Annotated in this window: 21 protein-coding genes; 11 read left to right on the top strand and 10 right to left on the bottom strand. The window is 65.6% G+C overall.

Annotation, left to right across the window (positions count from 1 at the left end; translation table 11 throughout):
- Positions 1-137: 137 nt before the first annotated feature.
- Positions 138-404 (bottom strand): hypothetical protein, encoded by a 267-nt coding sequence (locus ABJO18_RS08945; RefSeq protein ID WP_348506871.1) that lies wholly within the window; start codon positions 402-404, stop codon positions 138-140.
- Between the two features lie 164 nt (positions 405-568).
- Between ABJO18_RS08945 and kdsB the strand changes: the two genes are divergently transcribed.
- Positions 569-1351 (top strand): 3-deoxy-manno-octulosonate cytidylyltransferase, encoded by a 783-nt coding sequence (gene kdsB / locus ABJO18_RS08940; RefSeq protein WP_348506870.1) that lies wholly within the window; start codon positions 569-571, stop codon positions 1349-1351.
- Positions 1348-1977 carry a histidine phosphatase family protein gene (locus ABJO18_RS08935; RefSeq protein WP_348506869.1) on the top strand — a complete coding sequence of 210 codons (630 nt, stop codon included), beginning with the start codon at positions 1348-1350 and terminating at the stop codon, positions 1975-1977. The genes kdsB and ABJO18_RS08935 overlap by 4 nt, the downstream gene beginning before the upstream one ends.
- On the opposite strand, the gene ABJO18_RS08930 is transcribed toward ABJO18_RS08935, so the two are convergent.
- Both ABJO18_RS08930 and ABJO18_RS08925 read right to left on the bottom strand, forming a co-directional pair.
- Positions 1974-2837: an alpha/beta hydrolase gene (locus ABJO18_RS08930; RefSeq protein ID WP_348506868.1), complete on the bottom strand. Its 864-nt coding sequence runs from the start codon at positions 2835-2837 to the stop codon at positions 1974-1976. The genes ABJO18_RS08935 and ABJO18_RS08930 overlap by 4 nt on opposite strands.
- Positions 2838-2848: 11 nt before the next feature.
- Complete coding sequence (locus ABJO18_RS08925) at positions 2849-4591, bottom strand: MFS transporter (protein ID WP_348506867.1); 1743 nt, start codon at positions 4589-4591, stop codon at positions 2849-2851.
- 211 nt (positions 4592-4802) lie between these two features.
- On the opposite strand from ABJO18_RS08925, the gene ABJO18_RS08920 reads away from it, so the two are divergent.
- The gene (locus ABJO18_RS08920; RefSeq protein WP_348506866.1) at positions 4803-6530 is read left to right on the top strand and encodes a M28 family metallopeptidase; all 1728 of its coding nucleotides are present in this window, start codon (positions 4803-4805) and stop codon (positions 6528-6530) included.
- A gap of 79 nt (positions 6531-6609) precedes the next feature.
- Here ABJO18_RS08920 and ABJO18_RS08915 read toward each other — a convergent pair whose 3' ends face one another.
- The 3 genes from ABJO18_RS08915 to ABJO18_RS08905 are packed head-to-tail and all read right to left on the bottom strand — an operon-like array spanning position 6610 to position 8574.
- Positions 6610-7230, bottom strand: coding sequence for a helix-turn-helix domain-containing protein (locus tag ABJO18_RS08915; RefSeq protein WP_348506865.1), 621 nt, complete (start codon positions 7228-7230; stop codon positions 6610-6612).
- 44 nt (positions 7231-7274) lie between these two features.
- Positions 7275-7901, bottom strand: a complete 627-nt coding sequence (locus ABJO18_RS08910; RefSeq protein ID WP_348515841.1) for a helix-turn-helix domain-containing protein — start codon at positions 7899-7901, stop codon at positions 7275-7277.
- Between the two features lie 25 nt (positions 7902-7926).
- Positions 7927-8574 (bottom strand): helix-turn-helix transcriptional regulator, encoded by a 648-nt coding sequence (locus ABJO18_RS08905; RefSeq protein ID WP_348507488.1) that lies wholly within the window; start codon positions 8572-8574, stop codon positions 7927-7929.
- A gap of 234 nt (positions 8575-8808) precedes the next feature.
- On the opposite strand from ABJO18_RS08905, the gene ABJO18_RS08900 reads away from it, so the two are divergent.
- Together ABJO18_RS08900 and ABJO18_RS08895 are read left to right on the top strand one after the other, a co-directional pair.
- Entirely contained in the window at positions 8809-9933 is a 1125-nt protein-coding gene (locus ABJO18_RS08900; protein ID WP_348507489.1) for a hypothetical protein, read from the top strand.
- 98 nt (positions 9934-10031) lie between these two features.
- Positions 10032-10610 carry a helix-turn-helix transcriptional regulator gene (locus ABJO18_RS08895; protein ID WP_348507490.1) on the top strand — a complete coding sequence of 193 codons (579 nt, stop codon included), beginning with the start codon at positions 10032-10034 and terminating at the stop codon, positions 10608-10610.
- 6 nt (positions 10611-10616) lie between these two features.
- Here ABJO18_RS08895 and ABJO18_RS08890 read toward each other — a convergent pair whose 3' ends face one another.
- From ABJO18_RS08890 to ABJO18_RS08880, 3 genes are all read right to left on the bottom strand, one after another.
- The gene (locus tag ABJO18_RS08890; RefSeq protein ID WP_348507491.1) at positions 10617-11669 is read right to left on the bottom strand and encodes a 2-oxoacid:ferredoxin oxidoreductase subunit beta; all 1053 of its coding nucleotides are present in this window, start codon (positions 11667-11669) and stop codon (positions 10617-10619) included.
- A 99-nt stretch (positions 11670-11768) separates the two neighbouring features.
- Positions 11769-13604, bottom strand: coding sequence for a 2-oxoacid:acceptor oxidoreductase subunit alpha (locus ABJO18_RS08885; protein WP_348515840.1), 1836 nt, complete (start codon positions 13602-13604; stop codon positions 11769-11771).
- Complete coding sequence (locus tag ABJO18_RS08880; RefSeq protein WP_348509188.1) at positions 13601-15397, bottom strand: FAD-dependent oxidoreductase; 1797 nt, start codon at positions 15395-15397, stop codon at positions 13601-13603. The genes ABJO18_RS08885 and ABJO18_RS08880 overlap by 4 nt, the downstream gene beginning before the upstream one ends.
- 277 nt (positions 15398-15674) lie before the next feature.
- Between ABJO18_RS08880 and ABJO18_RS08875 the strand changes: the two genes are divergently transcribed.
- A complete protein-coding gene (locus ABJO18_RS08875; protein ID WP_348509187.1) occupies positions 15675-16061 on the top strand; it encodes a DUF559 domain-containing protein in 387 nt (128 codons plus the stop codon).
- Between the two features lie 141 nt (positions 16062-16202).
- Here ABJO18_RS08875 and gcvA read toward each other — a convergent pair whose 3' ends face one another.
- Complete coding sequence (gene gcvA, locus ABJO18_RS08870; protein WP_348515839.1) at positions 16203-17138, bottom strand: transcriptional regulator GcvA; 936 nt, start codon at positions 17136-17138, stop codon at positions 16203-16205.
- A 182-nt stretch (positions 17139-17320) separates the two neighbouring features.
- Between gcvA and cysG the strand changes: the two genes are divergently transcribed.
- The 5 genes from cysG to ABJO18_RS08845 are packed head-to-tail and all read left to right on the top strand — an operon-like array spanning position 17321 to position 22709.
- The gene (cysG, locus tag ABJO18_RS08865) at positions 17321-18649 is read left to right on the top strand and encodes a siroheme synthase CysG (protein ID WP_348509657.1); all 1329 of its coding nucleotides are present in this window, start codon (positions 17321-17323) and stop codon (positions 18647-18649) included.
- Positions 18646-18915, top strand: a complete 270-nt coding sequence (locus tag ABJO18_RS08860; protein ID WP_271186251.1) for a DUF2849 domain-containing protein — start codon at positions 18646-18648, stop codon at positions 18913-18915. Before cysG ends, ABJO18_RS08860 begins: the two co-directional genes overlap by 4 nt.
- Before the next feature lie 4 nt (positions 18916-18919).
- Positions 18920-20557, top strand: coding sequence for a nitrite/sulfite reductase (locus ABJO18_RS08855; RefSeq protein WP_348509658.1), 1638 nt, complete (start codon positions 18920-18922; stop codon positions 20555-20557).
- Positions 20544-21659 carry a phosphoadenylyl-sulfate reductase gene (locus ABJO18_RS08850; RefSeq protein WP_348509659.1) on the top strand — a complete coding sequence of 372 codons (1116 nt, stop codon included), beginning with the start codon at positions 20544-20546 and terminating at the stop codon, positions 21657-21659. Before ABJO18_RS08855 ends, ABJO18_RS08850 begins: the two co-directional genes overlap by 14 nt.
- Positions 21660-21692: 33 nt before the next feature.
- Positions 21693-22709, top strand: a complete 1017-nt coding sequence (locus tag ABJO18_RS08845; RefSeq protein WP_348509660.1) for a cysteine synthase A — start codon at positions 21693-21695, stop codon at positions 22707-22709.
- The last annotated feature ends 37 nt before the right edge of the window (positions 22710-22746 follow it).

Raw genomic sequence — 22746 nt, 5'->3', positions numbered from 1 at the left:
GCAGGAGCGGCGAAACAATCGCCCACTCCTCGTCACTCAAATCATAGCGCGCCATCTTCGCCTCCTGGCTCAAACGCCCACGCCAAGAGTGAATCATGCGTCGCTCAATCTGAGAATCCCCGAATTGGGTACAGACTCTAGTTGTTGTCGCTCAGAGGCTCGCCACGATTTATGTCGCGGAAGGCGGTGTCCACATCACCTTCCATCCGCGCCCAGTCTTCCGGTGTCAGGCAGGTCTGCCGCCGGAACTGCGACCCGGTTTGACGACGCTCGCGGCAGACGAGTTCACCGCTCTCGATCGCAGCCTGACGCGCTGCTTCAACGCGTGACTCGGACGGACCGCCCGAGGTCGCACACGCCGTGAGAGCCAGTCCGGCCACACTCAATATCACTAGGTTTTTCATGGTGTATCCCTTCACTGTACCCGGCACGGCGTATCGCACCATCCCTCGCTCGCAGGTTGCCGCATATCTCGCGGCCTGTCACCTGCTTCACCGTCCGGCGTGCGGAAGTGGAAATCCGTGGCAGAGTGTGGAACAAGCCGGAAAAGCCGAGGGAGCTGCGCCACATGTCCGTTCTTGCCGTCATCCCGGCCCGCTACGGGTCAACCCGCTTTCCCGGAAAGCCGCTGGCGAAGATCGCCGGCAGGATGATGATCGAGCGGGTCTGGCGGATCGCGGCGGCGGCCGACGGCGTGGACCGCGTCGTGGTCGCGACCGATGACGCGCGCATCCTGGATGCCGTGACCGCCGCCGGCGGCGAAGCCGTAATGACGGACCCGGCCTGCCGTAACGGGACCGAACGCGCGCTCGACGCCGTGCGCCGCCTCGACAGCGATGCGGAAATCATCATCAACGTGCAGGGCGACGCGCCGCTGATCCCGCCCTGGGTGATCGGCGGCGTTGCCGAGACGCTGCGCGCAGATCCCTCGCTTCAAATGGCCACGCCCGCCATCGAATTGCCCGCCGATACCGAAGCCCGGATGCGCGCCGACAAGGCGAAAGGCTCAGCCTCAGGCACGACCGTCGTGTTCAACAAGGCGATGGACGCGATGTATTTCTCCAAGGCCGTCATCCCCTTCCGCCGCAAGCCCGCAGAAGGCGCGCCGGCCTATCAGCATATCGGCCTCTACGGCTATCGCCGCGACACGCTTGAAAAACTGGTCGCGCTGGAGCCGACCCCGTTCGAGCTGACCGAGAGCCTGGAACAGTTGCGCGCCCTGGAGAACGGCATCCCGATCCGCGTCGTGCTGACCGATTATCGCGGCCGCTCGGCCTGGTCGGTCGATGCGCCGGAGGATGCCGTGCGGGTGGAAGAGATCATCGCCCGCGAGGGAGAGCTGGTGGCATGACGAAAATCCTGCTCGCCCGCCACGGCAATACATTCGGCCCCGGCGACACGCCGGTCTGGGTCGGCGCGAAGGAAGACCTGCCGCTGGTCGAGAGCGGCGAGGCCCAGGCGCGGGCGCTGGGTGAAGCCCTGGCCGCGGCCGGACTGACACCGGGCCGTATCGTCTGCGGGCCGCTCAAGCGCACGCGCCGCGCCGCGGAAATCGTCGCGGGACTGACCGGCTTTGCCTGCACGCCCGAGATCGACGAACGCCTGAAGGAGATCGACTACGGCTCCTGGGGCGGCAAGTCGAATGACGAGATAGTCGCTGAGTTCGGCCAGGAGGCGCTGGACAGCTGGGACAAGCATCATCGCCGTCCCGACGCCGCCGACTGGTCGCCGGACGAGATAACGCTGAAGGCCAACGCGCTCGCGGCCATGCGCGATGCGGCACAGGGGCCCCTCACCCTCGTCGTCACCTCCAACGGCGTGCTGCGCTATATGCATGCCGCCCTCACCGGTGCAGACAGCAATGCCAAGGTGAAGACCGGCCATATCTGCGCCGCCGATATCGAGGGCGAGGCCGGCGCCCGGCTGTTCTGGAATGAAAAGCCGGATGCCACCCTGCTGACGCAAACCTTCGGTTAGTCGACCCGATCCAGGAAGGTACTGATCTCGGCCCAGGCCTCCGGCTCGGTCATGAAGGGGGCGTGGCCCACATCGGGCACTTCCACCACGCCCAGATCGGGCTTTCGCCGGCGCATTTCGGCCACCGTTTCCGGCGAGAGAAGGTCGCTGATCCCGCCACGCACGACGAGGGCCGGAATGGTGCGGAAAGGTTCCCAGAACTCCCAGAGCTCCGGCAGCGGGCCGTCATCGCCGCCCAGCATGGACAGGATCGCGCCGTCATAATCGAGCACGACCGCGCCATTCTCGCCGTCGATCCAGGTCTTCTTCGCGAAGTCGAGCCAGAAGGCGTCGTCGTCGGCGCGCGCCGGGAAGGCGGCCAGATTGCTCTCACGCGTGCGCACCGCCGCCTCGTCCCAGCTGGCCGCCGGATCGCGGCTGGACGTGTTCAGCTTGATCCGGTCCAGGCCCTCCTTCGAGACCACCGGTCCGACATCATTGATCACCGCCGCCGCGATGCGTTGCGGCTGGATGCCGGCGACGACGAAGGTCATCAGACCGCCCATCGAGGTGCCGACAAAGACCGCGCGGGCAATCCCCAGCGCGTCGAGCAGGCCCAGCATGTCGGCGGCATAGACCGGCGGCTGGTAGCGCTCGACCTGCGGATCGGGATCCGACCGGCCGCGGCCGCGTTGGGAGGCGACGATCACCCGCCGCCCCTTCGCCGCGATCCGCGGTGCCAGATCCTCGAAGTCCTTCACATTGCGGGTCAGCCCGTGCAGGCACAGCACCGGCACGCCGGTCTCCTCGCCCTGGGCCGGATAGTCGCGATAGTGGATGCGCAGCCCGTCGGCATTGGTGAAGAAGTGGTCTGTGAACATGGTACCCGTCATCAGCTGGGTTCAGCCTCGGTCGGCGGCTCCGCTTCCGGCACCGGCACGGTGTCGCCCCCGCCTTCCCAGTCACGGGCCAGATAACGCGATGCCCAGAACATGAAGAAGGCGGCCACCAGATAAAGGCTGGCACCGATCAGGATCGAGATCCGCAGCGAACCGTCCCCGAAAGCCGGCTGCAGCGCGGTCGACAACCGGCCCAGCACGTAGACGCCGCCGCCAATACCCAGAAGATTGTTGATCAGCAGGAAGACCGACGAGGCGCTGGTGCGCATGTGCGGCGGCACCAGGTGCTGGAAGGCCGAGAGAACCGGACCCAGCCAGGCCAGGCCGAGCGCCGTCGGGATGAAGAGCAGGGCGACCGCCATCGTCGCGGACGGCGACATCACGCCGGCCCAGTAAAGCGGCGCGCACAGCAGGAAGGCGACGGCGGGAACCGTGGCGAAGGCCGAGCGCTTGCGCTTGCCCATCCAGTCGCCCATCACGCCGCCCAGGAAGATGCCCAGGCTGCCGGCCACGAACAGCACGCCGCCGAACAGCCAGCCCGTCTCGGTCAGCGACAGCTGGAAGCTGCGCGCAAAGAAGGAGGGCAGCCAGAAGAAGACGCCATAGCCCATCATCGACGAGGCCGAGGCGCCCAGGATCATCAGCCAGAAGCTCGGCTTGCGCAGGGCCAGCATCATGAATTCGCGGAAGGTGGCGAAGAAGAAACCGATCAGCGCACCCGCGATGGCCCGGCCGATCAGCCAGGCGATCGCTGCCGTGCCGATGGGGGCACCGCCCGTCAGGGCCGGCACGAACCAGGCCACCAGGCCCGGCAGGACCATCAGGACAGACAGGCCCAGCGCCAGCGGCAGCCCTTTCGACTGGCGGCCGATCCACTGTCCGCCAAACCAGCCGCACACGGCCGCCACGGCAGCCGTCGCAGCAAGCAGGCCGACCGACTGCACCGGGGTCGCACCGAACACGACGGCATTGAAGATGGAGAGCAGGCTGGGCAGGGCGAGCAGGACCGCACCGGCAATCGAGAGAATGCGGATGCGATCGGCCGGATAGACATCGACCGTTTCGCTGGGTGCCTCGACTTTCGCGGCCACGGCCGGTGCGTCGTACTGACCGCGCTTGGGCTCACGCACGACGAGTTTGAAAATCGGCGCCAGAACGATGCCGGCAATACCGACGATGAAGAAGGCGGAGCGCCAGTCCAGCGCGTCAGAGATGCCGCCGCCGGCAATCTGCGAACCGGCGATGACGCCGAAGGCGCTGCCCACGGGAATGCCGAGCGAGTAGATCGCCAGCGCCCGGGCGCGCTTGGAGGGCGGATAATAGTCGGCGATGATCGTGTAGGCCGGTGCGACACCGCCCGCTTCGCCCACGCCCACGCCGACACGCGCCAGAAAGAGCTGCATGAAGTTCTGGGCGAAGCCGCTGAGCGCCGTGAAGCCGCTCCAGATGGTCAGCGCCGCGGTCATGATCCAGGTCCGGTTGAACCGGTCGGCAAACCAGGCGATCGGCACGCCGAGCGTGGAGTAGAGGAGTGCGAAAGCGATGCCGCCGAGGAGGCCGAGCTGTTCGTCGGTCAGGCCCAGATCTTCCTTGATCGGAATGGCCAGGATGGAAATGATCTGGCGGTCCAGGAAGTTGAACGCATAAACCAGGAACAGCAGCACCATGACCAGGCTGCGATAGCCCGCTCCGGGCAAGTTGCTGCCTTGCGCAGCACCTGCATTCGTATCCGCCATGATCTCTCCCCTCAGGCGTACCGGTCTTTCGACCCACTCTTCTTGTGTGTGGTCAACACCAAACATGAATGGTCATTCAGGTTTGGTCAAACCCCATTTCCGCGCGATCTCAGTGACGCCACCCCTTGTGTGCGACGAGCACGAATGCAGGATGTGCCACAGTTTTGCGCCAAAGCCCAAGGCCCAGTTGGCCGCAACATGGGGGAGAACCATGAAACGACTAGTTTTGAGCACTCTGGCAAGCGGGCTCCTGCTTGCCGCCTGCACACCGGCAGACGAGGCGGACACGGATGCCGCGCCGGCACCGGAGACGACCGCCGAGACAACCGACGCGGGACAGTCCGCGCCGTCAGAAGATACCGGAGTTTCCAGCGCCGCGATCGCGGAAGCCGATATGCGCCGCATGATCTCGACCCTCGCGGACGATGAATTCGAGGGCCGTGCACCGGCCACGCCGGGCGGGATCGCCGCCAGCCAGTGGATCGCCGACGAGATGGCCCGCATCGGTCTCGAGCCCGGCTATGAGGGCAGCTATTTCCAGCCGGTTCCGCTGCTGGAAGTCACGCTCGACGAAAGCACGTCCAGCTTTGACATTTCCCACAATGGCGAGCCGCTCGGCCTCACCACGAATGAAGACGTGGTCTTCTGGACCAAGCGCGCCGCCGGCGAAGTGTCGCTGGACAGCTCGGACCTGGTCTTTGTCGGCTATGGCGTCGTCGCGCCGGAATACGGCTGGAACGACTATGAGGGCGTCGATGTCGAGGGCAAAACGGTGGTCATGCTGGTCAACGACCCCGGCTATGCCGATCCCGATTCCGGCCTCTTCAACGGCAATGCGATGACCTATTACGGCCGCTGGACCTACAAGTATGAGGAAGCGGCCCGCCAGGGCGCGGCCGGCGTCATCCTGATCCACCAGACCGCCCCGGCCTCCTATGGCTGGAACGTGGTCTCGGGCTCCTGGACCGGCGCCCAGCTGGATCTCGCCCGCGAACCGGGCGAAGGCACGTTTGCCGCCGTCGAGAGCTGGGTCACCGAGGATGTGGCCCGCCAGCTGTTCGACCTGTCCGGTCTCGATTTCGACACCCTGACCGCTGCGGCCTCGCAGGCGGACTTCGAAGCCGTGCCGATGGAGGGCCTGACCGCCTCGGCGACGCTGCACAATTCCACCCGCACGCTCGATTCGCGCAATGTCGTCGGTGTCGTGCCGGGCACGACGCGGCCGGACGAGTACGTCATCTACACCGCGCACTGGGACCATATCGGCATCCGCGACGTCGCCGAGGGCGAGGACGGCATCTATAACGGCGCCGTCGACAATGCGACCGGCACCGCGGCCATCCTCGAGATCGGCGAGGCCTTCATGGCCAATCCGCCGGAGCGCTCGGTGATGATCCTGGCCGTGACGGCCGAGGAATCCGGCCTTTTGGGCTCGGCCTATTACGGCGAGAACCCGATCGTGCCCTTCAGCCAGACCGTGGGCGGGATCAATATCGACGCCATGCTGCCCACCGGCCGCTCGCGCGATATCATCGTCGTCGGCCATGGCGCGTCGGAGCTGGAGGAGGTTCTGGAGAGCGTCGCCTCGGAGCAGGACCGCTACATCGTGCCGGATCCCAATCCGGAAGCCGGCTATTTCTATCGCTCCGACCATATCTCGCTCGCCAAGCACGGCGTGCCGATGCTGTATGCCGATGGCGGCGAAGACCTGCGCGAGGGCGGTACCGAAGCCGGCCAGGCCGCCGGCGAGGACTACCGTGCCAACCGCTATCACGGCCCGGCCGACGAATACTCCGCCGACTGGCCGATGGACGGCATGATCGAGAATGTCGAGCTGTTCTACGAGGTCGGTTCGCGCCTCGCCAATTCGGACGACTGGCCGAACTGGTATGAGGGCAACGAGTTCCGCGCCCTGCGCGACGAACAGCGCAGCGAATAGCGCGGGCGCAGGCCTGACAGCAAAGGGGCGGCTCCGCTGGAGCCGCCCCTTTTTCATGTCCGGTATCTGATGCCCGCGATCAGAAGGTCCGGCGGAAGACGATCTTCTCGCCGCGTTCTTCCAGGCGCGAGGTGTAGCGGGACTCGTCCAGCACGGCGCCGGAATGGATGCAGTAGACAGTCCGGGCTTCGGAAATGCGCGGCCAGTGCAGGAAGTCGCACAGGCGCGACTGCATGCCCGAGGACACATTGATCTCCATCGACCCGAGGCTCTGGGCGTAGGCCAGATTGCTCTGGAACATGCCCTCCTCGCGGATCCGCTCCAGCGCCGACATGAAGTCGCCGCCGACGAAGTCGCGGAGATTGCGCCCCTCGATTTCGTGACGCGCCATGCCGAACAGTTCCAGCGCACCGCGCGAGATCGCCTTCACCATGCCCATCGAGTCCGTCACGAACTCGACCGACGGGTTCAGCGTGATGAGATCGACCCAGGTGGGTGCCGGCGCAACCACGAAGGCGTCCTGCACCAGTTCGGCCATGCGGCGCTTGACCCGTTCGGGCGGATCGCTGTCGCCGTTCTCCCAGCGCGAGATCATCGCCTGGGTCACGCCCAGATCTGCCGCCAGCGCAGCCTGTTTGAGCCGTTTCGACATCCGGAAGTTCCGGATCACCGACGGCCAGTTCACCTTGCTGGAAGACACAGACAGTTTGATATCCTGTACCAATTCTGCCCCCCCTTCAGGGCTCAGCGTGCCGGATGGAGCGCGACCTTGCCGGCCAGCTCGCGGCACAGTGTTTCGTATTCGCCCTCGTCGATCGGGGCACCGGACAGCATCCAGCGGATCGCCCCATCCTCGCCCGTGTGCGGCCAGTGCAATCCTTCGATGCACAGGCTGCTCACCTGTCCCTCGCGATCGACGAAGGTATATCGATCCACACTTTCGACGCTTTCGAGCCTGCCGTCAAAGAATCCCGACGCGCCAAGCGTTTGGAAGAGGTCCGGCAGGTCGCCGGAGACCACGTCTTCCAGCCTGGCGCCTTCAACCTCGGCGCGGTCGCGTCCCAGCAGACGCAGCAGCCCGGCGCTGGCTGTCTCGATCACGCCGGCCCGGTCGATCACCGCTGCAATGCCGGGCTGGGCGGCGGTGTGACTGCGCCAGTCGATCAGCGGCGCCGAGACCTCACCGGTCTCGAACATGTCCATGATGCGGGCGCGCATCTCGGCACTCGGGGTCACCACGCCGGACTCCCAGCGCGACACCATCGCCTGGGTGACCCCAAGATCGGCCGCCAGGGCGGCCTGCTTGATATTGTGCGTGAAGCGGAACCGCCGCAGGCGCGCACGCCAGAGATCCGGCGGTTCGACACTCATCGCCCTCTGCGCACGCCGGGGCATGTCAGATGCCCTTGCGGATCACGCGCGGCCCGCCGATCCGCGTCCGCACGTCCTCGAAGACGGCCGGGGTCACCTCGGCCGCCGACAGCAGCCAGACGATACGCGGACCGGGCAGGAAGGTGGGCCGGTGCAGGCCGTGCACGAGCCGTGTCACCGGCGCACCCCTGCCCGGCGGCAGGAACTCGATCCGGTCCATGCTTTCCGCCGACGCGACACGGCCCTCGAAGAAGCCGCTGGCATCGAACGTGTCGAACAGGTCGACGAGATCGCCCTGGAATGCCTCGGCCAGATAGCGCCCCTCGACAGCGTGTCGTTCGCAGCCCAGCGTCCTGACAAGACCGCGGCTGGCCCGCTCGATCCGCCCGCGCACATCGATCACGGCAACGAGAGAGGGGTGCCGCCCGATCCGGTCCATCCAGGCCGCGCGCGAGACCGATGTGTGTGACGACCAGTAGAGGTCGAAAATGCGTTCCTGGATACGGGGGCTGGGGAGCGCCATGCCGCTTTCCCAACGCGACACCATGGTCTGGGTGACATTGAGATCGTGCGCCAGCGCGGCCTGTTTCAATCCCTTGGACAAGCGATAATGGCGGATCACCGAAGGCCAGTGGATGGCCTGGGCCTCGATCGTGCGGGTCATAGAATTCATGTGCGCATCTCCGTTCTGGACGGCGCGCCGGCCACGAGGGGCAGCGGTTATATTTTATAACCCTAAACCGGCCCGATGTGAAGATGGAGGCTTAACGCTACCTTCCGGACGCAGCACCGGACATGCAACACGACAGTTTTGTGAAATTGTCACCCGGTTGCCGTTTGCCGATTGATCCGCCGACAGGGAACTTGCTACCTGCCCCCGCACTTCCCGGAAGAAAGGTAGTCCGTCATGGCTGATCTTACGCTTGCAGCCTGGGTCTTCTCGATTGTCGGCTTTTTGATCGCCTCCTACTCGATCGTGGCCAATGACGCGATCCAGACGCTGGGCACCTTTCTGTCCTCCAACGCCAAGCGCCCCTGGTGGATCCTCTGGCTCTACGCCTGCTCGATCCTCACGGCGGTGATGTTGTGGGGCTATTTCGGCGGCAATCAGGACATCGCCTTCGACCGGCTGAACGAGCTGCCCTATCCCGAAGGCGGCGTGAAATGGTGGCACGCCATCCCGCCGCTCTTCCTGCTGGTGCTGACGCGTTTCGGCGTGCCGGTCTCCACGACCTTCCTCGTCCTGACGATCTTCGCCCTCACCGGCGGCGCCGAGACCGAAGGCGTGCTGCCGAAAATGCTGACCAAGTCGGCCCTGGGCTACATCGTCGCAATCGGCGCGGCCTTCGCGGTCTATCTCGTCATCTCGCGCATCTTCGAGCGCTGGGTGCATCGCACCCACTCCGAGCCGCACAAGCCCTACTGGTTCCTGCTGCAATGGCTGTCGACCGCCTTCCTGTGGTCGCAATGGCTGATGCAGGACCTGGCGAACATCTTCGTCTTCCTGCCGCGCACGACCGAGCTCGTGCCGGTGATGGAAAACGGCGCACCGCTGCTGCAGGACGGTGTCGCCGTGATGCAGACCCAGGTCAGCTTCTCGCCGATGCTGCTGGTCTTCGCGACACTGGTCATGCTGGCGCTGCACGCGATCATCTTCGCGACGCGCGGCGGCGAGATCCAGAAAATCGTCCTGAGCAAGACCAATACGACCGATGTACGCGCCGCCACGCTGATCGACTTCATCTACGGCGTGATCCTGTATTTCTTCAAGGAACTGAACGACATCCCGATGAGCACCACCTGGGTCTTCCTGGGCATGCTGGCCGGCCGCGAGATCGCGATCTCCTATGTCGCCGGCCTGCGCTCGCACATGGACGCACTCTGGGACGTTGTGTCCGACGTCCTGCGGGCCTTCATCGGCCTGGTGATCAGCGTCGTCCTGGCCATCCTGCTGCCGGCCATCGCGCGCGGCGAGTTCGGCCTGTTGATGTCGGACCTGCCGGGCTATGTCGGCCGCGCGCTCGGCTTCTGAGTTTCATTCGCGAGCAAAGTTCATCAAATATGAGTGCCGTCCCGCGGCGGGCTTCCCTAAGACCGGATTCACCTTGGGGACTGGAAGTGACAGCGGGAATGGACTGGGCATCACGCGTTCGTACCGTGCGGCAGAGGCTGCACCTGAAACAGGTCGCCCTGGCTCAACTCATCGGGGTGAGCCAGACCTATGTATCAAGACTTGAGGCCGGCAGTGTCACGCCGCCCGACGACGTGGTGGCGGCGCTGGAACGCCTGAGCGAAGACCCGCGCACGCGCAGCCCGTTCGACGATCTGCTGGCACTGGTCCGCTTCAGCCCGTTTGCCTGTTTCGTTGCGCGCGCCCTTCCCGCCGAAGGCCGGTTTCCCGTCGAGGCCGCGAGCGCGTCGATGCGCGAGACCTATCTCGGGTCAGGCTGCCTTGATCTGGCGGATGATGACGGGCTCGCAGAGCTCTGCGCGCACGCTGCCGCGATCCACGGGGCCGGGCTTTGCGAAGGCCGGGTCCTCGCCGCAACGGCACCGTGGACAGCCCCGAACGGTGAGACCGTAACGCTGCACTATGTGCCGCTGCGTGACGGGGCCGGCGGTTGTTTTCTCCACGCCAGCCTGGCCGCGCATGACGGCTCGGACCGGCTGCGCATCACGCCGGCCGACCACCTCTCCGCCACCGGCTGACGCCGCTCAGCGATAGCGCTTCTGCAGGGCCGCCAGTGCGCCCGCGCCCGGGTTCAGCTGGTCATAGGGCAGCGTGTTGAGCGGTGCGTCCGGCAGCCGGTTGGCGGCATGCATGTCGGCCATATCCTCATTGAGGTAGAGCAGGCCGGTGCGGATCTCGCCATCGCCACTGCCCAGCATCAGCGTTTCGATCGCCTGGGCGCGGTCGCGCGGATCATAATCGCTGTCGGTCTTGCGCAGCCGCAGCTCGCCGCCATCATGCATGGTCACCCGCATCGCACCGTCATCGGCATACTCGCCGGTGATCTCCTCGGCATGGGCCACGAAATCCGTGTGCACCAGCGGGTGATAGTATTTGTAGGTATGGGCATAGCTCTTGGTCGAGCCGGCATGGTCGTTGAAGGTCACGCAGGGCGAGATCACATCGATCAGGGCAAACCCCTTGTGCATCAGCCCGGCCTTGATCAGCGGCACCAGTTGCGACTTGTCGCCGGAGAAGGCCCGCGCCACGAAGCCGGCCCCCAGGGTCAGCGCCTGCACGCACGGATCGATCGGCGTCTGCTCGTTCGGCACGCCCTTCTTCGACTTCGAACCATAATCGGCCGAGGCCGAGAACTGCCCCTTTGTGAGCCCGTACACGCCATTGTTTTCCAGCATGTAGAGCATGTTGAGATTGCGGCGGATGGCGTGGGCGAACTGGCCAAAGCCGATCGACAGCGAATCCCCGTCACCGGAGATGCCGATATAGTGCAGCTTGCCGTTCACGGCATTGGCGCCAGTCGCCACTGACGGCATGCGGCCGTGCACGCAATTGATACCGTGCGACTGGCCCATGAAATAGGCGGTTGTCTTGGACGAACAGCCGATGCCCGAGACTTTCGCGGCGCTTTCCGGCGCCAGGTCCAGCTCCCAGAAGGCCTGCACCAGGGCGGCCGTGACCGAGTCGTGGCCGCAGCCGGCGCACAGGGTCGACATCACGCCTTCGTAATTGCGCACCGACAGGCCCAGCTTGTTCTTGGGCAGGTGCTTGTCGATGAAGGGTTTCGGCATGGAGGTCATGCGGCGTCTCCTGAAGCATTTTCAGCGAAAGTGGGAACCGGTTTCGCGGTTCGAAAATGCGGCAAACAACGCGTTGGAACAGGATGATTGATCATGGAATCAATGATCCTGTTCCAAGGTTTCGAGGTGCGCGGTAATGCCCTCGACGATGAATTTCGGATTGGCGGCCATGCCGGCATAGTCGAGCACCGGAATGAGGCGCGTCTTGTCGGCCGAGGTCTCGTTGATCAGCAGGGTGCGCAATTGCGCATCGCGGTTCTGTTCGACGACGAAGACCTCGTCATAGCCGGCGATGAAGTCGTCGACCTCCTGGCTGAAGGGGAAGCCGCGTACACGCAGATAGTCCAGATGCACGCCGTCGGCAGCCATCCGGTCCATCGCCTCGCGCACCGCGCCGTCACAGCCACCGACCGAGACAATCGCCCGGCGCGCTGGCTTGCCGCACTTGATGACAACCGGCGCCGGCACAGCGGCGGCGGCGTTCTTCCACTTCTGCGTCAGCCGGTCGAGCACCTCCTTGTACTCGTCCGAGTCCTCGGTATAGCCGCCCTTCCAGTTATGCCCGGACCCGCGGGTGAAATAGGCGCCCTTGGGGTGCACGCCCGGCAGGGTGCGGTAGGGAATGGCGTCGCCGTCGCGGTCCTCATAGCGGTAGAATTTCTCGATCGCCTCGAGCTCGTCCTTGCCCAGCACCTTGCCGCGATCGGGCTGGTAGCTGTCATCCCAGGTGAGTTCCGGGATCATCCAGTCATTCATGCCGATATCCAGGTCGGTCATGAAGAAGACCGGCGTCTGGAAACGTTCGGCCAGATCGAAGGACTGCACCGCCATCTCGAAGCATTCCTTCGGATTGGCGGGGAAGACGAGGATGTGCTTGGTGTCGCCATGGCTGGCATAAGCCGCCAGGGTGAGATCGCACTGCTGGGTGCGCGTCGGCAGGCCGGTCGAGGGCCCCGCCCGCTGCACGTCGAACAGCACCACCGGCACCTCGCCATAATAGGCAAAGCCGATGAACTCGCTCATCAGCGAGATGCCCGGCCCGGAGGTCGGCGTGAAGGCCCGCGCGCCATTCCAGCCCGCGCCGATCGCCATGCCGATCGAGGCCAGCTCGTCCTCGGCCTGGATGATGCAGAACTTCTTCTCGCCGGTCTCCTTGTCGACGCGGAATTTCTCGCAGAACGACTTGAACCCGTCCATCAGCGAGGTCGAGGGCGTGATCGGATACCAGGCGCCGAAGGTCGCCCCGGCATAGACACAGCCCAGCGCGGCCGCCGTATTGCCGTCGATCAGGATGTGCCCGGCCGTCCCGTCCATCGCTTCCACGCGCAGCGGCAGCGGGTCGGGATAGTGCTCGCGCACATAATTCAGCCCCAGCTCGATGGCTTTCATGTTGGCATCGATGAGATGCGCCTTGGTACCGAACATCTCGGTCACCAGGCCGCGGATCACCTCGACATCGATCCCGGTCAGCCCCGCCACGGCGCCGACATAGGCCATGTTCTTCATCAGCACGCGGGTGCGTGCATTGTCGAACTGCTCGTTACACATGCGCGCCAGCGGCACGCCGATGGCGGTGATGTCGGTGCGGCCGTGCAGGTCCGGGCGCGGCCAGGTCGAGTCGTACAGCAGGAAGCCGCCCGGCGAGACCTCGGCGAGATCGCGGGCATAGGTTTCCGCATTCATCGCGACGACAAAATCCGCCGTGCCCGAGCGCGCGAAATAGCTGTCCTTGGTAATGCGGATCTCATACCAGGTCGGCAGGCCCTGGATGTTGGACGGGAAGAGGTTCTTGCCGACCACGGGCACGCCCATGCGGAAGATCGCCTTCATCAGCAGGCCGTTGGCCGACGCCGAACCCGTGCCGTTCACATTGCCGATCTTGATCACGAAGTCGTTCACACGCACTTCGCTCGGCGTTTCCACGACGTCCTTCATTCCGCCGCCACCTTTCCGGCTTCATTGTCGACATGCGGAATGAAAATGTCCGCATCCTGCATGTCCCACGCGGCGGTGGGGCAGCGCTCGGCGCACAGGCCGCAGTGCAGGCAGAGATTCTCGTCCTTCACCATCACCCGGCCGGTATCCTTCAGCGGTTCGGAGACGTAGAGCGCCTGGTCCTTGTTGGCCGCCGGCACCCGCATGCCCTGGCGCAGGTCCGCCTCCTCGCCATTGGGCAGGATCGACAGGCAATCGACCGGACAGATGTCCAGGCAGGCATCGCACTCCTTGCACAGGGGCGCCTCGAACACGGTCTGCACGTCGCAGTTCAGACAGCGCTGCACCTCGGTCGCGATCCGCTCGGCGTCGAAGCCCAGCTCGACCTCGGTCTTGCGGTTGGACAGGCGCTGTTTCAGCTCGACCAGCGGCATGTCGCGGCGATGGGCGCCGGTATAGGCGTTGGAATACATCCACTCATTCACGCCCATCTTGGCGGACTGGAGATTCACCCCGCGCGGCATGCGCTCGGTGATCGCCTCGTCCTGGCAGTGTTTGTGGATGGAGATGGCGGCCTGGTGGCCGTGCTCGACCGCCCAGATGATATTCTTCGGTCCGAAGGCACTGTCGCCGCCGAAGAAGACACCCGGCAGGGTCGATTGGTGCGTCGTCTCGTCGACGACCGGCACACCCCACTTGTCGAACTCGATGCCCAGATCGCGCTCGATCCAGGGGAAGGCGTTTTCCTGGCCGATGGCGAGGATCACGTCGTCGCAGGGGATCACTTTTGTGCCCGCCTTGCGCGTCTCGGTGATATTGCCGTCCGCGTCGAGCTCATACTCCATCAGCTCGAATTCCATACCCGTCAGCTTGCCGTTCTCGACGACAAAGCGCTTGGGGGAATGATTGACGACGATCTCGACATTCTCGTCCTCGGCATCCTCCAGCTCCCAGGGGGAGGCCTTGAAGAATTGCCGCGGCTTGCGGGCCATCACCTTCACATCGTCCGCGCCCAGGCGCAGCGAGGTGCGGCAGCAATCCATCGCGGTATTGCCGACACCGATGATGAGAACACGCTTGCCAATCTTGTCGATATGCTCGAAGGCGACGCTTTCCAGCCAGTCGATACCGATATGGATATTGGCATCGGCCTCTTCGCGGCCCTCGATCTGCAAGTCCTTGCCCTTGGGCGCGCCGGAGCCGACGAAGACGGCGTCATAGCCGCCTTCCATCAGGGCGCGCAGGCTTTCCACCCGGCTGTTCAGCTTCAGCTCGACACCCATGTTCAGGATGTAGCCGATCTCCTCGTCCAGCACTTCTTCCGGCAGGCGGAAGGCGGGGATATTGGCGATCATCAGCCCGCCGGGCCGGTGGTGCGCCTCGAAGATCGTGCATTCATAGCCCAGCGGGGCGAGATCGTTCGCCACGGTCAGCGAGGCGGGACCTGCGCCGATCAGGGCGATCTTCTTGCCATTCGTATTGTCCGGCTTTTGCGGCAGGAGATGACTTACCTCGTCGCGATGATCCGCGGCGACGCGCTTGAGGCGGCAGATCGCCACCGGCTCCTCCTCCACCCGGCCGCGCCGGCAGGCCGGCTCGCAGGGCCGGTCGCACACCCGGCCCAGAATGCCGGGAAACACGTTGGAGCGGCGATTGACGAGATAGGCCCCGGTGAAGTCACCCTGGGCGATCAGACGGATGTATTCGGGCACCGGCGTATGTGCCGGACAGGCCCACTGGCAATCCACGACCTTGTGAAAATAGTCGGGATCGCGCGTATCGGTCGGTTGCATTCTCCTCACCCCGGGCGATACCGCCCGTAACCTGTTGGCGCATGTGGTCCTTGCCGGCCACTTTCTTGCGCTCATTCTCACATGGTCACGGCCGCGCCGGTCAAGCGAATTCCCCTTGCATCACAGCGGATTTGAACGGGTTTGTTTGTTTATGAGAGTGAGTTGCAGAGTGTGAGTGCAGTCACGCCCGGTCGCGAGCGCTCTACATACACTGCAACACGCTCAATCCTCCCTCTCCCCCGGGAGAGGGATCGAGGGAGAGGGGGGAGACACCGCGGTGGCAAACAAGGCTCAACACAAGAACCTCAATCTCGCCCGCGCCCTGCGCCGCCGCCAGACACCGGCCGAAGCCCGCCTCTGGTCGCGCCTCAGGAATGGCCACCTGATGGGTGTGAAATTCAGACGCCAGGTTCCGATCGGCCCCTACATCGTCGACTTCGCCTCTCGCCAGGCCCGGCTGATCATCGAAGCCGATGGCGGGCAGCACGGCGAGAACGAAGCAGCCGACCGGGAGCGAACCGCCTTCCTCGAACACCGTGGCTACCAGGTGCTGCGGTTCTGGAACTTCCAGATCCTCGATGGCACCGACGCCGTGATGGAGGTGATCGCCGAAGCCGTGCATTGGGCGACCCATCCGGGAAATCCGGCCAACCGGCGCGAATAAGCCCACCGGGATGTCCCCCTCATCCGCCCCTTCGGGGCACCTTCTCCCCGGGGAGAAGGGGTTTCTTGGTGACGCTCACAAACAGAACTCCCTCTCCCTCGGGAGAGGGTCGGGGAGAGGGGGAAGACACCGTCCAAAAAACTACAACTCATCCACCGAGTGCTCATGCACCCGCGCCTCGCCTCTCAGCCAGGCGATGAACGCCTCGGCGTCCGGGCTCAAGGGTCGGTTGCGGGCCGTGACGATGTGGTAAGCCGAGCGCACGGGTGAGGTGCCGTCGGCGAAGAGGGCGACCAGGCGGCCGGAGGCGAGGTCGTTCTGGGCCAGGGCGCGTTTGGCGAGCGCCACGCCGCGGCCGGCCACGGCGGCATCGATCACCAGGGCGGACTGATTGAAGCGCACACCGCCCGCCGTATCGACCCCGCGGATATTGCGGGCCTTCAGCCAGGACGGCCAGTCGGCGCCATCGACCTCGCTTTCCGGCGAGGCGTCGTGCAGCAGGGTGTGACCGTCCAGATCGCGCGGCGTTGCCAGGCGCGGCCCGTCGCGCAAAAGGTCGGGCGAGCACACCGGCAGCACTTCCTCGGGCAGAAGGGTTTCCTCGTTCAGCGTCATGTCGCCGCCCGGCCCGTAGCGTATGCCCAGATCGGCGGCCCCGGCCGACAGGTCGACCCGTTCCGAGGTTGCCGCGATCCACACTTCCACGCCCGGCTGGGTCTCCTGGAAACGGTGCAGGCGCGGCGCCAGCCACTTGCCGGCAAAGGAGGGCGCCACCGACACGGTCAGCGCGCGGCGCTGCACGGGCTGGCGCATCAGCGACACGGCGCGCTCGAGTGTCTCGAAGGCATCGGAGGCGACATTGGCCGCCGCACGGCCGGCCTCGGTGAGGGAGAGGCCCCGCCCCTCGCGCACGAAAAGCGGGGTCCCGACATGCTCTTCCAGCGAGCGGATCTGCTGGGAAATCGCCCCCGGCGTCACGGCCAGCTCGTCGGCGGCGCGGGCGAAACTTTCCAGGCGCGCCGCGGCCTCGAAGGCACGCAGCGCATTGAGCGGGGGAAGGCGGGAGGATCGGGCCATGGCGTCAGTTTAGTTTTTCTAATCTGAAATGCCAAGAAACGTCGTTTGAAACCGGGGCATCGAATAGAAATATTGCACTCGTCGCGCCACGAAGGCGCAGGATCGGATGAGTGAACATGCAGGTCTTTCCAGCCTCCATTCCCCTAGATGGGCGCACGGTGATTGTCGTCGGACGTGGACCGATGGCCGAACCGAAGGTCCGCCTGTTCGCTGCCTCCCCTGCCCGGTTACTGTGGTTCACCGGAAACACGGACGATCCTGTTCCCGCGGATATCGCCCAATATGCGCGGATCGAACGCCGCATGCCGACGCGGCGGGACCTTCGTGGCGCGACTTTGCTTTTCATCGCCGGCGGCGACGGCATTCCCGTCGACGCGCTGGCCCGCACCGGCCGCCGCCTGGGCATTCCGGTCAATATCGTCGACAGCCCCTCGGCTTCCGACTTCCAGACCCCCGCCATTGTCGACCGGGACGGCATTGTCGTCGCCATCGCCTCGGGCGGTGCCGCGCCGGTCCTGTCGGTGGATATCCGCGCTGCGGTGGAACAGGTCCTGCCCGCGCGCATCGGCACGCTGGCGGACCTCGCCCGCGAGCTGCGCGGCACGGTGAAGTCGGTACTGACGAAATTCGACGATCGCCGCGCCTTCTGGGAACGCGCCCTGCGCGGCAAGGCCCGCGATCTGGCGCTCTCGGGCGACAAGGCCGGTGCCCGCCGCGAAATGCTGCGCGAGCTGAACGGTGAACGCGCCGAACGCCGCGGCATCGTCCACCTGGTCGGCGCCGGTCCCGGGGATCCCGATCTTCTCACCCTCAAGGCCGCCCGCCTCTTGCGCGAAGCCGATGTCATCGTGCACGACCGCCTGGTCTCCGAGGGCGTGATGGCGCTGGCGCGCCGCGACGCCGCGCGCATCGATGTCGGCAAGACCAGGGGCCATCACCCGGTCTCCCAGGAGGAGATCGGCGAAATCCTGGTGCGTGAAGCCCGCAAGGGTCAGCGCGTCGTGCGCCTCAAGGGCGGCGATCCCTTCATTTTCGGCCGCGGCGGCGAGGAGCTCGACGTCGTGCGCGCCGCCGGTATCGCCGCTGAAGTCACGCCCGGCATCACGGCTGCCATGGCCTGTGCCGCCTCGGCCGGCGTGCCGCTGACCCATCGCGATCACGCCCAGTCCGTCACCTTCGCGTCCGGCGTTGTGAAAAAGGACGGGCCGGATGCCGACTACCGCGCCCTCTCGGCCCCCAATTCCACCGCCGTCTTCTATATGGGCGTCGGCGCCGCGCCGGAGATCGAACGCAAGATGATCGCCGCCGGCCGGGCCCCGTCCACGCCCGTCGCCCTGATCGAGAACGGCACGCACGCGAATGAACGCCGCGTCTTCGGCACGCTGGGCGGCCTCGCCGCGCTGGTCGCGCGCGAAGGCATTGCCGGCCCCACCGTCATCATCGTCGGCGAAAGCGCCGGCACGGCCGCGGCCCAGGCCGCCGCCCAAGCCTCCCTGGAGAACTACGCATGAAAGCGATCACCGCAAACCGCCTGACCGACGGCCGCGTGATCTACCGCACGGCCGAGGGGCAATGGTCCAGCCGCCTGGACGAGGCCGAACATCTGGACGGCGACGCCGCCGAAGCCCGCCTGGCCCAGGCCGAGGCCGAGTTCGGCATCGCGGTCGGCCCCTATCTCATCGACATCGAGGACGAGCGCCCCGGCGGCCAGAAATGGCGCCGCGAGGCGATCCGCCTGACCGGCCCGACGACCGGTTCCACTCACGAGCCCGCCTGATCCCATGTACAAGTATGACGCCTACGACCATGCCCTGGTGCGCGAACGGATCGAGGAATTCCGCGACCAGGTCGCACGCCGCCTCGACGGCCGGCTGACGGAAGACCAGTTCAAGCCGCTGCGCCTGATGAATGGCGTCTATCTGCAGCTGCACGCCTACATGCTGCGGGTGGCCATCCCCTACGGCACGCTGAACGGTCCGCAATTGCGCACCCTGGCCCATATCGCCCGGCGCTATGACCGCGGTTATGGCCACTTCACCACGCGCACCAATATCCAGTTCAACTGGCCGGCCCTGGTGGATGTGCCGGACATTCTGGACCATCTCGCCAAGGTCGAGATGCACGCCATCCAGACCTCGGGAAACTGCATCCGCAATGTCACCGCCGATCCCTTTGCGGGCGCCGCGGCCGACGAGATCGAGGACAGCCGTCCCTGGGCCGAGATCATCCGGCAATGGTCGACCTTCCACCCGGAATTCACCTTCCTGCCGCGCAAGTTCAAGATCGCCGTCAATGGCGCCCGCGACGACCGCGCCGGCATCCGGGTGCACGATATCGGCCTGCAGATCGTGAAGAATGACGCCGGCGAGACCGGGTTCGAGGTCTGGGTCGGTGGCGGCCAGGGCCGCACGCCGCGCCTGGCGCAGAAGATCCGCGACTTCCTGGAGCCGCGCGACCTCCTGTCCTACCTCACCGCCATCCTGCGCGTGTACAATCAGCACGGCCGCCGCGACAATCTCTACAAGGCCCGGATCAAGATCCTGGTCGAGGCGCTGGGCGCCGAGGAATTCGGCCGCCAGACCGAAGAGGAATGGGTCGAGATCCGCGAAGGCGAGCTGGAATTGCCCGCCGCCGAGATCGCCCGCATCCGCGCCTTCTTCGACCGTCCCTCCGTGTCGAAGGCACAGCCGGTTCCGGTTTCCAGCAAGCCCGGTTTCGCCGGCTGGCTGCGCCGCAATCGCCGCGCCCACCAGGTCGAGGGCCTGTCCTCGGTCGTCATTTCGCTGAAACCGGTCAGCGGCACGCCGGGCGACATCACCGACGACCAGCTGGACATCGTCGCCGACCTGGCCGAGCGCTACGGTTTCGACGAGGCCCGCGCCACGCCGGACCAGAATCTGGTTCTGCCGCACGTGCGCAACGAGGATCTGGAAACCGTCTGGGATGCCCTCGTTGCTGCCGGTCTCGCCACCGCCAATGCCGGCCTAGCGACGGATATCGTCTCCTGCCCGGGGCTGGATTATTGCAGCCTGGCCAATGCCCGCTCCATCCCGATCGCCCAGGCGATCTCCAGCCTGGTGGAGGCGGAAGGCCTGGCCGAACCCGTCGGCGATGTGACGATCAAGATCGATGGCTGCATCAATGCCTGCGGACACCATCATGTCGCCCATATCGGCGTGCTCGGCGTCGACAAGCGGGGCGAGGAATTCTACCAGATCACACTGGGCGGCGCCTTCGGCAATGATGCGTCAATCGGTGGCATTGTCGGCAAGGGTCTGGCAGGCGAAGACGTACCCGGCGCAATCGTGCGGGTGCTGAAAACCTATCTGGAAATCAGGGACGAAAACGAACGCTTTATCGACACGCTGCGGCGCGTCGGTGCCGATGCGTTCAAGGAGTCGATCTATGTTGCAGCTTGAGCGCAATCCGCAATCCCGCAAGCGCGTCGAGGCCCAGATGGAAGCCGGCGGCGGCGCCGTGGTGGAAATCCCCGGCGAGACCGACTGGCGCGAGGCCGCCGAACAGGCGCGCGGCGCGGTGCAGGTCGATATCCGCTTTGCCAGCTTCAAGGACGGGCGCGGCTTCTCGCTCGCGGCCCTTCTGCGCGAACGCGCCGGCTATGCCGGCAAGCTGCGTGCCGTCGGCGATCTCATCCCCGACCAGGCCATGCATCTCAAGCGCGTCGGCTTTGACGATGTCGCCCCGGACAATGACAATCTGGACGATGACTGGGCCCGCGCCCGCGCACGCTTCACCCACGCCTACCAGCCCGCCCAGGACAAGCGCACCCCGGTCTTCCGCCACCGCCAGGCCGCGCCCGCCGGAGACGACCTCGCCGCACTGAACGCGCGCTATCGCGGTCTCGATGCGATGGAGATCCTGGAAGATGCGATCCGCAATGAGTGGACCGGCAGGATCGCCATGCTCTCCTCCTTCGGCGCGGAAGCCGCGGTCGGCCTGCACATGATCGCCCAGATCGCCCCGGACACGCCGGTCGTCTTTCTCGATACCGGCCGCCTCTTCGCCCAGACCGAACAGTATCAGCGCGCGCTGAGCGAACAGCTGGGCCTGACCAATATCCGCGTGCTGGCGCCCGACAGCGCCGAGGCCGCCACCGAGGACGGCGATGACCGTCTGTGGCAGCGCAATCCCGATGCCTGCTGCGCCCTGCGCAAGGTGCGTCCGCTGGCGCGCGCCATCGGCGATTACGACGCGCTGATCACCGGCCGCAAACGCTTCCATGGCGGCGAGCGCCTGGCCCTGCCTGTCGTCGAGCGCATCGATGGCCGCATCCGGGTCAATCCGCTGGCGGCCTGGGATGCCGAACGTGTGAACGCCTATTTCAAGCGCTTCGATTTGCCGCGACATCCCTTGAGCGATATGGGGTATGCATCCATCGGCTGCTGGCCGTGCACCGCCCCGGTCGAGGATGACGGCGATGTGCGCTCCGGCCGCTGGCGCGGACGCGACAAGACCGAATGCGGCATCCATGCCCCCGCCGAGCGTATCGCGGCGGAATAGGCTGGACAGACAAACCTGGAAGGACACACCCGCGTGTCACATGTGCTCGACCTGATCGGCAATACGCCGCTGATCCGGCTGGACGGCCCGTCGAAGGCCACCGGCTGCGAGATCCTCGGCAAGGCCGAATTCCTCAATCCGGGCGGATCCGTGAAGGACCGCGCCGCGCTGAACATCGTGCGCGAGGCCGAGGCCGACGGCTCGCTGAAGCCCGGCGGCACGATCGTGGAAGGCACGGCCGGCAATACCGGAATCGGGCTCGCCCTGGTCGGCGGCGCGCTGGGCTATGACGTCATCATCGTCATGCCGCGCACCCAGTCGGAAGAGAAGAAACAGGTCATCCGCTCGCACGGCGCCCGCCTGATCGAGGTCGATGCCGCGCCCTTCTCCAGCCCCAATCACTTCGTCCATTATTCGCGCCGGCTCGCCGAAGAGCTGAACGAGAGCCAGCCCAATGGCGCGATCTGGGCCAACCAGTTCGACAATCTCGCCAACCGGCGCGCCCACGAGAAGACCACGGGTCCGGAAATCTGGCAGCAGACCGGCGGCAAGATCGACGGTTTCATCTGCGCGGTCGGGTCGGGCGGCACGCTCGCCGGCGTCGCCGCCAGCCTGCGCGCCAACAGGCCGGACATCGCCATCGGCGCTGCCGACCCGGCCGGCGCGGCGCTTTATAATTACTACACAAAGGGCGAGCTGAAGGGCGAAGGTTCCTCGATTACCGAGGGGATCGGTGTCAATCGCATCACCGGCAATCTGGAAGGCCTGGATGTCGACCACATCTACCGCATCGAAGACGCGGAAATGCTGCCCATCCTGTTCGAACTGGTGAAGACCGAGGGCCTGTCGCTGGGCGGTTCGGCCGGGATCAATATCGCCGGCGCCATCCGCCTCGCCCGCGAGCTGGGTCCCGGCAAGACGATCGTAACGATGCTGTGCGATGCCGGATCCCGCTATGCCGGCAAGCTGTTCAATCCGGAATTCCTGTCCAGCCGGGGCTTGCCCGTCCCGCCCTGGGCCGATAGCGAAGCGCCGCGTGCCACGGCCTGATCTCGGGCCGCCAAGGTAGAAGAGACGATGATGAACG

Origin of the sequence: Maricaulis sp., from assembly GCF_039978735.1 — a bacterium.
GTDB lineage: Bacteria > Pseudomonadota > Alphaproteobacteria > Caulobacterales > Maricaulaceae > Maricaulis.
The sequence above is the reverse complement of the archived record's forward strand: the minus strand, read 5'-3'. Positions and strand labels throughout refer to the sequence as shown.